This window comes from Bacteroides fragilis NCTC 9343 (assembly GCF_000025985.1).
Taxonomy (GTDB): domain Bacteria; phylum Bacteroidota; class Bacteroidia; order Bacteroidales; family Bacteroidaceae; genus Bacteroides; species Bacteroides fragilis.
Window position 1 is genome coordinate 2,038,205 of the sequence record NC_003228.3, and the last position, 12,574, is coordinate 2,050,778.

Below are 12,574 nucleotides of genomic sequence, written 5' to 3' on the forward strand. Positions count from 1 at the left end.
GAAAAAATATGAATAATTGGATTGCAACAGAAGGAAGCCCATTTGTCATTGTTGAGCAACAATATGCCCATCAATGGAACGGTCAAGAAGACTACAATGCTATATGTAGCGTAACAGATTACTTGGGGAAAATCTATATAGACAATCATGTCCTATTGGTAATGGGAGATGAACCGATGGCTACACGCATAGTAAATAAAGATGAAGCAATCTTAATAATTCGTTGGAAGTATGCTCCCGATTATCTAACGGTGGAAAAACTTCTGGAGAATGATATAGTAACTGGAGCAGAACCGATAGAAGAAGTTGAAGTAAAATGGGATTCTACTGAATTAGTCCTATTTGATTCTTTGTCTCCCTATTGTGAAGCATCGGTTAAAGTGTTTTTATCACTACAAAAAACATCTTGTATAATAAAAACTTATCATTACCAAAAAGACGAAGTATCTTTAATAATACATTCAATCCAATAAAGACGATTAACATGCGGCTAAACCTCCCCAGAAAAAGGTCGGTTAGCCACCAAACATTACCGATTAACAATGACAATATGAAATGGTATAAAATATACTTGAATGGAGAAAATCGAATATGGAAGAAATGTATTACATATTCGTGGGAGTTTATATATGAAGATAAAGAAATTAATTTTCAAAGAATTATAGATTCATCTTCATCGGAAAGGTATCAAATAAAAGCTCTTATCAAAGGTAAGGGGCTAATCGCTAAAAGTATATCTGGATTTGGGCAAATAAGAATGCCAGAATTTGCTGAAGTCAGCCATTTGTTTCTTGTCAGAGAAGATATATTGAATATAAACGAATTGTCCTCCATAAAAGGAATTTCTTTAAAAAGGGTTTCAGTACATGGAGATTTCCCACTTGATTATATGGCAATTATTTTTAATGAAGTAATTGATTGTGTTGACAATATTCATTCCAAACGAGAAGAATTTGAATGCATGAGTACACTTGTGTTAGATATGTCTAAAATACCTTCATCTGTAGATGGGTTCTTTTTAAAAGGGTGGAATAAATACGGTTTTTATAAAAACATTGTCAATGAAAATATGAAAATGCAATTACTTCATTTGTATAAGGCAAATGAGTTTTTAAAATTTAAAGAAATAGAAATAAATGGCACATCGGTAACAAATGGATAAATCTCCGTAAGAGAGATTATCCGCCGAACATTATCTGCCCATAAAAAGAATGAATATGAAAATAGAATTAGAAAATTGCGAAAAGAGTCTTACTCTCAAAGATTTTGAAGAAATTGAGAGTAATTTGGGTTATGTCTTGCCGAAAAGACTGAAAGAGTTCTACTTGAAATGGAACGGAGGAAAGCCAAAGCAGCAAACAATCTGTATAAACAGATATTATGAGGTGGAAATTATGCGTTTTATGGCTCTCAATACCGTAGAAGAAAAAAACTTGGCACAGCGGAGCAGTGATTCTAATTATATAAATATCCTTATTTTTGCTATATCATGGATGGGAGAAAGAATCGCAGTCAATATAACAAACGGGGCTATTTATGGGTATCCAGTTGTCGGTTTTACAGAAATTGAAGGTGCTTTTGTTTTCGGTGAACCACGGTTGATTGCAGATTCAACAGATGATTTCTTTGATAATCTCGTTGTTAAATCTGCATTGGAAGATATACTGCCTGATGCAGAAGAATGTGTTATGCCTGAACTTTCAGATTGCTCTGTTCCGTTAACAAAAGAAGATATAAAGGATTTTGAGATGGAGTTGAATATAAAGATTCCGGCAGCCATGAAGAATTTTTATCTAAAGTTCAACGGCGGTATGCCATCACCATATTGTTTTCAACCGCAGGACGAGGATTTGGATTGGGTTGAGATAAATGCGTTCTTTCCGATAAAGGAACGCACCAATGCTTTTGAAACAATTGAAGTCATAGCCAAAGATATATGGAGTAAGAATTTAATGCCATGCAACCTGTTGCCTTTTGCTATGGATTCGGGTGGAAACTATTATACGTTGAACTTGAAGAATAAAAAGATTTACTATTACTTGACTGACGAGTGGGACGAAAACGCTTCAAAAGAATACAACTTTGAAACAAATACCCGTTATATCGCCCAGTCATTCAATTATTTTATAAATCATTTTATCGAAGAAGAGGAATAAAGCGGGCAGATAACAAGCGGATGAATCGCCCCGAAAAGGTCGATTATCCACCGGACATTAGCAGTCAATAAAAAAAAGGAAGAAATGGAAAACGAAGAAGTATTAAATCAATTTGGAAAAATGTATATAGAGAGTGTGAGAGATAATAGTTTACACACTCTTGATAATATCCTTAATGGAGGTGCAAAAGCTTCATCAATAAAAAAATTGAATGAGGAACTAAAAAGTCTATCTCTTACTACCGATACCATAAAACTAATTCAGAGGATTGCGACACGGATGGTTGATGCAACTTTGCATAATACACTTTTCCTCTTTGAGCAAGAACTTGATGGCTGGCAAATTTCAAATCCAGACGAAGAGATAGATTCGATAGCCAATATTTCTGATGGCTTGTCAGGCGAACTATATTCGTCAAACGGATGGATTAAGAAATATAGTCGTTATGAAGATTGTGAATGAGACTGCTAACAAACAGCAAACCGACTGAATAAGCGGAACGCTGCCAGACATTAGTCGCTTGAAAAATAAAAAGAAAAAATATGAGTGCATTTACAGAAATAATGGAATACATTCAGACTTTTGAAAAGTATGGATGTAAAGAATATGAAAACGGGACAAAAGAATACGGTCATGCACCTTTCATTGCTCCTGAAGCATATAATTTTTGCGTCTTTGCTACGCTAAATGAAGATGATATTGTTGAGTTAGAACGAGATTTGAAAAGAGAAATTCCGTCTCAATTCCGCTCGTTTCTAATGACAGATACAAATGGATTACATCTTTTCCACCATTTCAGTTTATATGGAATGAGAAAATCTTACAACCGAGATTTAAATGCAACTCCGGCGCCTTTTGGCTTACTTGAGCCGAACATTTACGAAAAACCTAAAAATGCAAAAGACACTTATTTTTTCATAGGCGGATATAGATATGATGGTTCGAAGCTCTATATAGACTCTGAAGATGGAAAAGTTCATTTCTGTAAACGTAGAGATGCTTCATCTCTTTTAGCTTGGGATTCATTTGAGGATATGCTTTTATCTGAATCCAAAAGAATATTTACTCTTTATGATGATAGAGGTAGAATGCTTGTGCCAAGCGAAAAAACACTACCGATATAGAATTAAGCGACTAACAAACAGCACTACCACTTAAAGCGGAACGCTGTCAAACCATTAGCAGTTTAGAATTAAATATTATGGATAAAGAGCAATTCAAATCAATAGTTCATCCAGTAATGAAAGCGAATAGCTTTCGTAGAAAAGGAAATTCGTGGTATAAGACTACTGCCGAATGTATAGTTGTATTCAATCTCCAACACTCTTTGTATGGAAAGATGTTTTATATAAACTTGGCGGCTTTATTACGTAAAGGCGATGATTTATTATTTCCTAAAGAATATCAATGTGATATTAGAATGCGCTTCCCAATAATGGAAATTGAAGGGTATTCCACACAAATGATATTAGATTTAGAATCGACTATTGATGAACAGTTGCGTTCACGATTAATTGAAAATATCATAAATATTTCAATACCCATTTTGCAAAAATTAGAATCAATAGATGGGATAATTGAACTATATGGAGAAAAACCGGAACTTAATAATATTTATCCCTTTAGTTCAATTCTGTATAGGAAAGAAATGAATAACAAGTTAAAGGCTATTTAGAAAATAAACTGCTAACAAACAGCAAACCGACTGAATAAGCGGAACGCTGCAAACCATTATCCAACAAATAAAATAATAGTAAATATGGAACTAACATTGAATTTGAACTCACGTTTGCAACCCATGCACAGACATGATTTGGAAGATGCTCTTCAAGAAATTCTTGAAAAAATAAATCTGGGAGAAGTAATGGGTGGAGGAACACTACAAAATCCACAAACCGGAGAAATTGAATCTTGTGATATAGAAATTCACTTAAATGATGATAAACAAGATAGTATAAATCGTTTGGTGGAACTTGTTAATAAAATAGGTATTCCCAAAGGTTCAGCATTATTATGTATGGTACCTGAATTTAAGATAGAAGTAGGAACTTTAGAGGGATTGGCTTATTATGGCAATGGAACGGAATTGCCGGATGAAGTTTATGAGAGTTGTGACATCAATCACGTCATTGAGCAGATGACATCAGCTATGGAGAACATAGGTAGCTTTTATAGTTATTGGGAAGGGAATGAATGGACAGCTTTGTATTTTTATGGGACTTCATTTGTTGAAATGAAACAAAAAATAGAACCATTCATTGCTTCTTATCCCTTATGTCAGAAATGCCGAATAGAACAAATTGCGTAATTGGATAACATGCACCTATGCTACCTAACAGTGGAAAGCTGCATCCCATTACAGCTATGGATATAACGAATAGAATTATTGTCGCCTTACTGGAACGAATGAAAAGTAGAAACAAGAACTTTTCATTATCAAGACCTAAGTTTCATCAGTTGTTTCAAATAAATCCCGATGGCTACTTATGGTATGGCAAGAAACTGGAGCGGCATTTACTTAACAAATATGGAGAATCGGCTGATACATTGAAATATCTTGATATGTATTATTTCATTGACAATATCGTGCGGTTGTATTACATGCCTAAAAATTCAAATTCGGAGGAAAACGAGTTTGGAAAGCTATACGCTTATGGCTCCATAATAGGGTTACACCGTTGTCATATTCCAGATAAGCGAATATATCTGAACCGATTGTTAAACACTTTACTATTCTGTTGTCCGACTTCTGAAGAATATATCCGTAGATTCCGCTGGCAAAAAAACGGTATATATTACAAATCGCAGGATGTGGAAGTTCTTATTGCCGATACATTTACAGAAATACGGGAATCGGACAAACAATCAGAATCCATTGAAATAGTTGAGTCAATAGTCAATGAGACATACCGTTATCTGGTAGGCTCAAATACGGGGCTTCCATTTGTCCGTTCGGAAACTTTATTGCACTACAACCTGAACCCATCTGATTATATGTGGCTATATCAGCACGATAAGGAATTGTTTTATACTTGTCTTGATACAGCAGCATTACAGTCGGAGATTTTCAGTTACAAGTCATTTGTGTACAATTTCAACCTGTATATTCTAAAAGACGCAAATATATTGGATGAATTGTCCAGATATTCCAAATGTTATGAAGCCGTTTTAGAACTGCTTTTCAAATCCGATTCAATTATGCAGAACTCCGTTATTCGGCAAATCAAATTATGTAGAAATGAAGATACCATTAAACAGAATAACAGATTGGATGCTATTAACAAATGGTTCAACTCCCTAAACAAGATTGGTTAGCCACAGAACATTATAAATTCGTAAAATAAAATATGATTGAAGCACTGAAAAATATAGGATTCGTCGTTACAGAACGATTGGAAAGAAAAGAATTAAGCTCTGATTTACAAAATCGGTATTCCGAACTTCCTGCGGACTATCAGGAGTTTTTACAACGGTTTCAGACAATCACGAATGAAAGTGATAATGTATGGTTTAATTCCATAGAGGACTTTAACGGAGAAAGCGATAGCGGATTCCGTTGGAATGAATTTGAGCTGATGGGACTTGAGGCGTTGGCAGATGATAAGGAATCCTGTGATATGATACGCCTGTTTTGGGATAGCCATATTCCTATTCTTATGTCAGTAAAAGATGGATACCAATATTTGTGCATAGATTTATCTCCGGAAAATTACGGTAAAATCTATTATGGAGTTGAACCTGAATTTGAAGATTCGGCAGAATTTGTTTGCGATAGCTTCAATCATTTATTGGAAATGTTGTCTTCCAATGAAAAGGACGATATACTGACAAATTTCAAATAGGGTTTATAGTAAACAGAGGGACATTGTAAAATAAACAAAATGAAATATTTTAGATTTGTTTGTGAAATTAAGGCAAAGTCATCGGAGGATGTGAATAAATCCCGTGATTGTATAAATGAGGTTGGAATATACTGTGCATACTTGTCAAGAATGTATGAATATTATTTTCCTGCCACACAAACAGATAATGTTGTTTCTATAACCGTTTGTTTGATTGATAATTTACAAAAGACGAAATACCCAACGTCATGTGATATGAAGGTTGTATCAAATGTTGTAAATATCGACAAGTTCAACCAATTAACTCCCAAAGACAAGTCATTTTATATTATTGATTTATGTCAGCAGGCTATAATGTCATTAGTATATGAAATGCAATGGAATACGGAAGTTTTCGAACATACCTACGATAAAATCATAAGTATGGGTGGACTCTTCCGGGAATATTGGCGAAAGGCAAAGAGTTCGCCTAACAAGCAACTGAAAGCTCAAATATATTTTGAAGATGATTATGAGAAAGATGGTATATACATTGACTTTACTGATAAAAGAGGGAAACTTATAAAACGGGTTCAGTTTGCTCCAAAGGGTTATCAAATCTATTGCAAAGGTATCAGTGAGCTACAATGGCAAGATAATTCACACGTGATAATAAAGAGGGCTTTTGGTCATGGTTTTACAAAAACAAGTGACTATTGGATGATTGGAGTCGATGGTAGTATAGAATACCATTCTCCAAGAGTTGAAAATACAGAAATCAATACGCATGGACTTTTTGATTTAGGTATTCTCTATTGGGAAGGAAAAACAATTATGCAAAACCCCAATAAGGGGCTCGAATTAATCAAGAAAGCTGCGGATCTGAACAACAAGCATGCACAGAAATGGCTTGAAAGAAATATGAAACAAAGAACTGATAGCGAACAAAAAAACGACTGAAAAGCGGAATGCTATCAAACAGTAACATCACAAATCGCAATACATCCATAATCTTATGAATAATGTAATTGAAAAAAAAGATAGAAAACAAATTACGAAAGATTGAATACCTAATATGCCAACATACACAAGAATACTCACACCATTGCCGGATTTCATCATTTTGACGGATGAAATACTAACACAATATAATGCATCTGTTTTTCTGGAAGTAAAAAGAAATGATGCCATTATAAATAGACGTATAGTTGCCGATGATATAGCTCGTTTTGTGCGAAGTGACCGAGATAAAAACTTACATTTCTATATAACAACACTTTCGTTGGAGGATGAAAATAGCTTCAATTTCTATGATGATGCACTCTGCAAGTTTGTGATAGAAGGTAGAGGTGGTAGAGAGAATGTATCAGAATTAGAAATGTTGGAATTAAGAATTATGTCAAAAACACCTGATAGCATTATAAACAAAATATCTAATGCCATAAACTCAAAGTTGCGAAAAGATATAGGATATGGTAGCCTAACTATAAAAGGTAACTATAAGGTGTTTTATAATAAGGCAGATTTAGGGAAAAAGAAATTTGTTTATGATATATATAATCCCTTATTGCCAATAATTGAGATAGAAAACAATGAGGATTAGTGAGATATTGATTATACCCAACATATAAATCCGAGGTGAAACATCAGTGCGACATTCACCACGGTCAGGGCGATAGCGATAAGGACTATTTTGGCGAGCTTCCTGCCGGGATGTTTCATCTTTCCGTAATATTCACGAAGTGCTTCACGCCGCCCGGCTGTGTAGCGGAGCTGACAGAACAAGTCGGGAAGAAAGCAAAGAATCATCACTATGGCAAAAGCAACAATCCAACTGAAATAGCGAAACATCAACGGTGTTCCAAGCGGTACGAGTATGGCAAAGAGCCAGCAAAAGAGCAACAGCATACGCCCGTTAAGGTTGGTATGCTCCCTTTCGTGCCATATCTCGGCTACATACCACATATAGTCGATGAAGCAGAACCGGTATTTGCGATTGTCCTTATCCATATCATTACAAAAATAATGTATTTTGCCCACTTAACCATTACTTCATGCCGAAAAACACCATACCCGATAAAAAGAACCTCGCCGGCTTGTTCTTGCCGACGGGGTATTTTTATCCTCACTTGTCCTTAATCAGATGCGACAGCTCCGGATCAGCCTTGATGCGCCCGATTTCGTCAGCGACAATCTGCCTGACCTCGCTCTTGATGCGGTAGTAGTTGGCGTCGATCTGCTGCTGCATGGTGTCGTTGCCATCCTTGTCGGTGAAGTCGATGATCTGCGGTATCTTCACGTAGCGGGCGGTCTCCCGCCTGACCTGCTCGTTATCCACTACAATCTCGGCATGGAAAATCTTCTGCTCGATGCGCTCGTCGAAATTGTCGGCTACCGCACCGACGAACATACCCTGCGTGAGGTTGGAAATCTTGCTCGCCGGGATAAGGCTGTCCATCTGGGTGTTGATGGAGACGGAGGTCTCGTTCCGGTTGATGGTCATGTTCTGCCGTTTCTGCAAGACCTTGCCGAAACGCTCGGACAGTGTCTTGGCGGTTTCGGCAACTACCTGACCTGCAAATACATTGCCGACGGTATTACAGATTACAGCGGACTCTTTGTCTCCGTAATCACGCTTCAACTGGCTAAAATCCTGAAAGCCGAGCATGACGGCTACCTTGTTGCTTCGGGCGGTGGCAATCAGGTTATCCAGCCCACGCATGTAGATGGTGGGCAGCTCGTCGATAATCACGGCGGATTTGAGCCGTTTCTTCTTGTTGATGAGCTTCACGATGCGGGAGTTGTACAGTCCCAACGCCGCCCCGTAAATGCCCTGCCTGTCGGGATTGTTACCGACTACCAGCACTTTCGGCTCTTCGGGATTGTTGATGTCGAGGGTGAAATCGTCCGCCGTCATCACCCAATAGAGAGCCGGGGAAATCATGCGGGAAAGCGGTATCTTGGCACTGGCAATCTGCCCCTGCAACTGCTCCACCGCCGAGGATTCCCATGCGTCCATAAAGGGAGAAAGGTAGTTCTCCAGCTCCGGATACGAGGTGAGGATAGGGAAAATGTCGGCGTACTTGCGGTTCAGGAACTCGATGGCATGGGGAAAGGTGCAATACTTGCCGTTCTTGTAGATTTTGAGATACCATATAATACTGGCTAACAGAATGATAGGCGATTCCACGAAGAAGTCGCCCTGCTTGGAAATCCACGTGCGGTTCAAATTTAACATAATCGTGTAGGCACTCTCGTAGGCATCGGATATGTCGGTCATGAAGTCCGGGTGGATGGGGTTGCAGCGGTGGCTCTCCCTCGGGTTGTCGAAGTTTATCACGTAGAACTTGGGCTTGACCTTGTAGCCGTCCAAATGGGCGAGCAAGTGGTTGTAGGCTATCTCGGAGAGGTCGGGGTACTTGAAATCATACAGGAAAAGCGAATAGCCCTTCTCGATGGTCTGTTTTATGTACTGGTTGATTATCGCATAGGACTTGCCCGAACCGGGCGTGCCCAAGACCATCGTCGCACGGAAGGGATTGACAAGGTTGATCCATCCGTCATACGCCCTGCCCCTGAACCAGAAGCGGGTGCGGAGGTTGACGGAATACTCGTTCTCCTTCAGCTCGGTCTCCTGCATGAAGGATTCGTTCTCGACGTTGAACACGTCTTCGAGCAGGTCGGTCTTCAGCAGGCGGGACATCCACAGCCCCGCCATGAGCAGGCAGATATACCCGGCGGTAAGGGTGGCGATATACAGCACGGTGTCCGCCGGAAACGGCAGAGGAAGGGTGAGCAACCACCCGTTGCCGAAAAAGAGCAGCAAGCCGGACACGCCGCAAAGGATGATCCTGCGCCACGTGATTTTCTGTTCCTTCACGCCCTTTGTGCCGAGGCAGCTAAGGGCGAGGAACAGCACGGCGAAGAGCTTCGTCCAGAGGATATTGGAGAACAGCCCGGCGGTACGCTGGAAGCCGAGCAATATCCTATCGACCACGCCGATGTCGATGCCCCACTCCCGGACGGACTGGTAACAGAACCAATAGATATTGATGACTACAAATAAAATGCTTATCGCACGCATGAACTCCATGACTTTGGCGAGTCCACGCAAATCGTCTTCATTTTGCATAATTCGTTGAAAATTAATGATAAAACTTCGTTTTATTATGTATATGTACTTTTTCTTTTGTCTTGACACAAAAGAAAAAGATACCAAAAAGAAAAAGTCAAGACTGCATTTTCGCAGCTACTCTCTTCCTGCGTTTCGCTAAAGAAAAAGAATTGCCTACGGCGAAAGTCCTACGTTCGGCATAGCCCAAACATGTTTGGCTCTGCTCTCACTTAAACGGACTTTTCGCTTCGCTCAAACAGCTTTTTCTTTTTAACGCTACACTCCGGTCGTTCGCTTTACGCTGCGAAAATGAGGTCGGTATGCCATGCGGATGGGCATTGTTACTGTTGCCTTCCATATTTGCGTTTTTTCTTCCTTTTTCGGAGCGGTACGGGCTGGTCGCCGGACGCTCCGCCGGGTACGGGGGCAAAGAGATTGAAGGCGGCCGCCACATTCTGGGTGGTGCCGTCCTTGTGGTCGGGACGGTAGCCGGTATCCTGTCCGTCCCATTGGGATATGTCCGTATGCTCCTGCTGCCGGGTGGGATGTTCCACTTCGGCGGAGGGTTGCGGCAGGTGAATGCCTTCCTGCCCGGCGAAAAGGTCGTTGAACACACCTGCGGAGAACTCCTTGCCCAGACGGGAGCCGTTGAAGACGGCTTTGGCGGCATGGTCGATGAAGGTCGCCCCATAGATGCGCCCGGTTTCATTCTGACGGAATACCACGCCGATACCCTGCCGCATGAGTTCCCGCTCGAACTGCGCCCGGTCATGCCCTGCGGTCTGCATGGCGGCGGCAACCTTTCCGGCGGTGGCGGCGGCGACCTCCTTGTGGGTCTTTTCCCATGCGGCAGCGTTGTGCATCCGCCTTTCGAGGGCTGCGACGCCCGTCTCCTTGCCGAACACGGAGGACTTGAAAGGCTTGCCGATCTTGTTGCCCTCCCTGTCGGTTGCCGAATAGGTCAAGCCGTGATACTCCCGTCCGCCGTATTCCCCCTTCACCTCGTCCACCGTGATGCCGTAAAGGGAAAGCACCGCCCTGTATTCGCCCAATGTACGGAAACGCCACTCCCGGGCTATCGGGCGGATGACTCCCGCCAACTGCCCCTTGAGGTTGCCGTCCCCGTAACCGACGGGCGACAAGGGCAGCCCCTCCTTCCACTGCTTGGGCGTAGCCAGAACAAGACCGAACTGCCGTTCCAGCTCCCGGCAAACCTTCATCGAACGTCCGTGCTCGTAGCTGTCGGAAATCGCCCGCCCGGTTTCGTCCACCCGGACGGAGACGATGTGCAGGTGCTCCCGCCCGATGTCGTTGTGGCGATAGACGATATAGGGCTGGTCGCCGAAGCCCATGCGCCGCATGTACTCCTCCGCCAAGCTGACAAACCGCTCCTCGCTCAAGCAATCCTTCGGGTCGGGATTGAGGGAGATGTGCAGGACGGGCTTCTCGGTCTTGCGGTTGGCTGTCAGGTAGTCGCCGAACGAGCGGGAAAGATGCCCTATCGTGTAGGGGTTATCGCCCTGCGGCTCGATAATCCGGCTGGTGAAAAGCACGTCGGCGTGCCGTTCGTCCACCTTCAACTGGTTGTAGGCAAGCACCCCGTACAGGCTGCTGCCGTGCGAAATCTTGGCTATCATCGGACGGGGTATTTGCTTTGGAACTCCTCCACCAGTGCGGAAATCCGCTTGCTGAGTTCCACCAGTTCGAGGGTGTGCCGCTCCAGCTTGTAGAGGAAAGCGAGGGCTTTCTTCTCCGAGAAATTGGATTTGAGCGCACGCACGCATTGGTTGTAGTTCGTGCCTATGGCACGGAACTGCGAGTGGAAAGTGGTCAGGCGCATGTAGAAATCCTGCGTCCCCTTATCCAGTTTAATGACCTTAATCTCCCTGCCAAAAAGTGCGGAAACGATAAACTCCGCCTTGGTCGCCTTGCCCGACTCGTCGAAAAGCGCGAGGAAACGGGCGTTGTCCCCGTCGTCCAGACGGAACACGTAGCGGTGGCGCATCTTGTCGGGCTTGGGCTTTCGCCCGTGGTTGCCCGCATACTTCTTCTGGTTGTCCATCATCCTGTAAAATTTTAAGTGAAACATGGTCTGAAAACGCCGTATGCCTACGGCTCTCCCCCGTGAGCAGCCCCCGACTCCGGAGGGGGATGCCACATCGAGGGGGCAAGGTGGTGGTGAGGCACGAAATTCATTTCGAGTGCCGCAGCACACAACTTGCCATTTTCGTTTGAAAATAAAATCCGTCCTGCCGGACAGATTGGGGATGCCCTTGCCTGCTGCGGAGTGCCGGGGCACTCCCTCGGGCGGTTGCCGCTCTTTTCCATTCTTACTCCATTTTGGTTTCCGCCTGCAAAGTAACAGTCCTTTTCCCGTCCGGACACCATACCCGGATGCGACAAACCTACGGGTGGAAAGACAATGCACGACACGCTGATAATCAAACGGATAAACTACCGGTATTTTGATATTCCTTTGCGCC

General features: G+C 42.2%; 17 protein-coding genes. 11 read left to right on the plus strand and 6 right to left on the minus strand.

Annotated features, from left to right (window positions below):
• The first annotated feature begins 8 nt into the window (after positions 1-8).
• The 11 genes from BF9343_RS08085 (at position 9) to BF9343_RS08135 (ending at position 7,580) form a co-directional block, all read left to right on the plus strand.
• The gene (locus tag BF9343_RS08085) at positions 9-473 is read left to right on the plus strand and encodes an Imm21 family immunity protein (RefSeq protein WP_010992647.1); all 465 of its coding nucleotides are present in this window, start codon (positions 9-11) and stop codon (positions 471-473) included.
• 77 nt (positions 474-550) lie between these two features.
• Positions 551-1,162, plus strand: coding sequence for a hypothetical protein (locus BF9343_RS08090; RefSeq protein WP_041926317.1), 612 nt, complete (start codon positions 551-553; stop codon positions 1,160-1,162).
• A gap of 49 nt (positions 1,163-1,211) precedes the next feature.
• Complete coding sequence (locus tag BF9343_RS08095) at positions 1,212-2,156, plus strand: SMI1/KNR4 family protein (RefSeq protein WP_041926198.1); 945 nt, start codon at positions 1,212-1,214, stop codon at positions 2,154-2,156.
• 84 nt (positions 2,157-2,240) lie between these two features.
• Positions 2,241-2,618 carry a hypothetical protein gene (locus BF9343_RS08100; RefSeq protein WP_004327347.1) on the plus strand — a complete coding sequence of 126 codons (378 nt, stop codon included), beginning with the start codon at positions 2,241-2,243 and terminating at the stop codon, positions 2,616-2,618.
• 80 nt (positions 2,619-2,698) lie between these two features.
• Positions 2,699-3,280, plus strand: coding sequence for an SMI1/KNR4 family protein (locus tag BF9343_RS08105; RefSeq protein WP_004327348.1), 582 nt, complete (start codon positions 2,699-2,701; stop codon positions 3,278-3,280).
• Between the two features lie 77 nt (positions 3,281-3,357).
• Positions 3,358-3,831, plus strand: a complete 474-nt coding sequence (locus BF9343_RS08110) for a DUF4304 domain-containing protein (RefSeq protein ID WP_004327349.1) — start codon at positions 3,358-3,360, stop codon at positions 3,829-3,831.
• An 84-nt stretch (positions 3,832-3,915) separates the two neighbouring features.
• The gene (locus tag BF9343_RS08115) at positions 3,916-4,464 is read left to right on the plus strand and encodes a hypothetical protein (RefSeq protein WP_004327350.1); all 549 of its coding nucleotides are present in this window, start codon (positions 3,916-3,918) and stop codon (positions 4,462-4,464) included.
• A gap of 56 nt (positions 4,465-4,520) precedes the next feature.
• Positions 4,521-5,471 carry a hypothetical protein gene (locus tag BF9343_RS08120; protein WP_032532248.1) on the plus strand — a complete coding sequence of 317 codons (951 nt, stop codon included), beginning with the start codon at positions 4,521-4,523 and terminating at the stop codon, positions 5,469-5,471.
• A 32-nt stretch (positions 5,472-5,503) separates the two neighbouring features.
• On the plus strand, positions 5,504-5,998 hold the full coding sequence (locus BF9343_RS08125; protein ID WP_004327352.1) for an SMI1/KNR4 family protein: 495 nt from the start codon (positions 5,504-5,506) through the stop codon (positions 5,996-5,998).
• A gap of 39 nt (positions 5,999-6,037) precedes the next feature.
• On the plus strand, positions 6,038-6,937 hold the full coding sequence (locus tag BF9343_RS08130) for an SEL1-like repeat protein (RefSeq protein WP_004327353.1): 900 nt from the start codon (positions 6,038-6,040) through the stop codon (positions 6,935-6,937).
• 115 nt (positions 6,938-7,052) lie between these two features.
• A complete protein-coding gene (locus BF9343_RS08135; protein ID WP_004327354.1) occupies positions 7,053-7,580 on the plus strand; it encodes a hypothetical protein in 528 nt (175 codons plus the stop codon).
• Between the two features lie 11 nt (positions 7,581-7,591).
• Here BF9343_RS08135 and BF9343_RS08140 read toward each other — a convergent pair whose 3' ends face one another.
• The 6 genes from BF9343_RS08140 to BF9343_RS22395 form a co-directional block, all read right to left on the minus strand.
• On the minus strand, positions 7,592-7,987 hold the full coding sequence (locus tag BF9343_RS08140; protein WP_041926199.1) for a hypothetical protein: 396 nt from the start codon (positions 7,985-7,987) through the stop codon (positions 7,592-7,594).
• 115 nt (positions 7,988-8,102) lie between these two features.
• Positions 8,103-10,109, minus strand: coding sequence for a conjugal transfer protein MobC (mobC, locus tag BF9343_RS08145; RefSeq protein WP_010992652.1), 2,007 nt, complete (start codon positions 10,107-10,109; stop codon positions 8,103-8,105).
• Between the two features lie 208 nt (positions 10,110-10,317).
• Entirely contained in the window at positions 10,318-10,449 is a 132-nt protein-coding gene (locus tag BF9343_RS24105) for a hypothetical protein (RefSeq protein ID WP_256375873.1), read from the minus strand.
• Positions 10,433-11,728, minus strand: coding sequence for a conjugal transfer protein MobB (gene mobB, locus BF9343_RS08150; protein ID WP_004327357.1), 1,296 nt, complete (start codon positions 11,726-11,728; stop codon positions 10,433-10,435). The genes BF9343_RS24105 and mobB overlap by 17 nt, the downstream gene beginning before the upstream one ends.
• Positions 11,725-12,153, minus strand: coding sequence for a conjugal transfer protein MobA (gene mobA, locus BF9343_RS08155; protein WP_004327358.1), 429 nt, complete (start codon positions 12,151-12,153; stop codon positions 11,725-11,727). The genes mobB and mobA overlap by 4 nt, the downstream gene beginning before the upstream one ends.
• Positions 12,154-12,200: 47 nt before the next feature.
• Complete coding sequence (locus BF9343_RS22395; protein ID WP_010992653.1) at positions 12,201-12,536, minus strand: hypothetical protein; 336 nt, start codon at positions 12,534-12,536, stop codon at positions 12,201-12,203.
• Positions 12,537-12,574: the final 38 nt, after the last annotated feature.

Excerpts from the sequence above, each read along its gene's own strand:
- BF9343_RS08125 (WP_004327352.1), top strand. The coding sequence starts at position 5,504 with ATGATTGAAGCACTGAAAAATATAGGATTCGTCGTTACAGAACGATTG.
- BF9343_RS08135 (WP_004327354.1), top strand. The coding sequence starts at position 7,053 with ATGCCAACATACACAAGAATACTCACACCATTGCCGGATTTCATCATT.
- BF9343_RS08130 (WP_004327353.1), top strand. The coding sequence starts at position 6,038 with ATGAAATATTTTAGATTTGTTTGTGAAATTAAGGCAAAGTCATCGGAG.
- BF9343_RS08115 (WP_004327350.1), top strand. The coding sequence starts at position 3,916 with ATGGAACTAACATTGAATTTGAACTCACGTTTGCAACCCATGCACAGA.
- mobC (WP_010992652.1), bottom strand. The coding sequence starts at position 10,109 with ATGCAAAATGAAGACGATTTGCGTGGACTCGCCAAAGTCATGGAGTTC.
- BF9343_RS08095 (WP_041926198.1), top strand. The coding sequence starts at position 1,212 with ATGAATATGAAAATAGAATTAGAAAATTGCGAAAAGAGTCTTACTCTC.
- BF9343_RS08140 (WP_041926199.1), bottom strand. The coding sequence starts at position 7,987 with ATGGATAAGGACAATCGCAAATACCGGTTCTGCTTCATCGACTATATG.
- BF9343_RS24105 (WP_256375873.1), bottom strand. The coding sequence starts at position 10,449 with ATGGAAGGCAACAGTAACAATGCCCATCCGCATGGCATACCGACCTCA.
- BF9343_RS08085 (WP_010992647.1), top strand. The coding sequence starts at position 9 with ATGAATAATTGGATTGCAACAGAAGGAAGCCCATTTGTCATTGTTGAG.
- mobA (WP_004327358.1), bottom strand. The coding sequence starts at position 12,153 with ATGGACAACCAGAAGAAGTATGCGGGCAACCACGGGCGAAAGCCCAAG.
- BF9343_RS08105 (WP_004327348.1), top strand. The coding sequence starts at position 2,699 with ATGAGTGCATTTACAGAAATAATGGAATACATTCAGACTTTTGAAAAG.
- BF9343_RS08120 (WP_032532248.1), top strand. The coding sequence starts at position 4,521 with ATGGATATAACGAATAGAATTATTGTCGCCTTACTGGAACGAATGAAA.
- BF9343_RS08100 (WP_004327347.1), top strand. The coding sequence starts at position 2,241 with ATGGAAAACGAAGAAGTATTAAATCAATTTGGAAAAATGTATATAGAG.
- mobB (WP_004327357.1), bottom strand. The coding sequence starts at position 11,728 with ATGATAGCCAAGATTTCGCACGGCAGCAGCCTGTACGGGGTGCTTGCC.
- BF9343_RS08110 (WP_004327349.1), top strand. The coding sequence starts at position 3,358 with ATGGATAAAGAGCAATTCAAATCAATAGTTCATCCAGTAATGAAAGCG.
- BF9343_RS08090 (WP_041926317.1), top strand. The coding sequence starts at position 551 with ATGAAATGGTATAAAATATACTTGAATGGAGAAAATCGAATATGGAAG.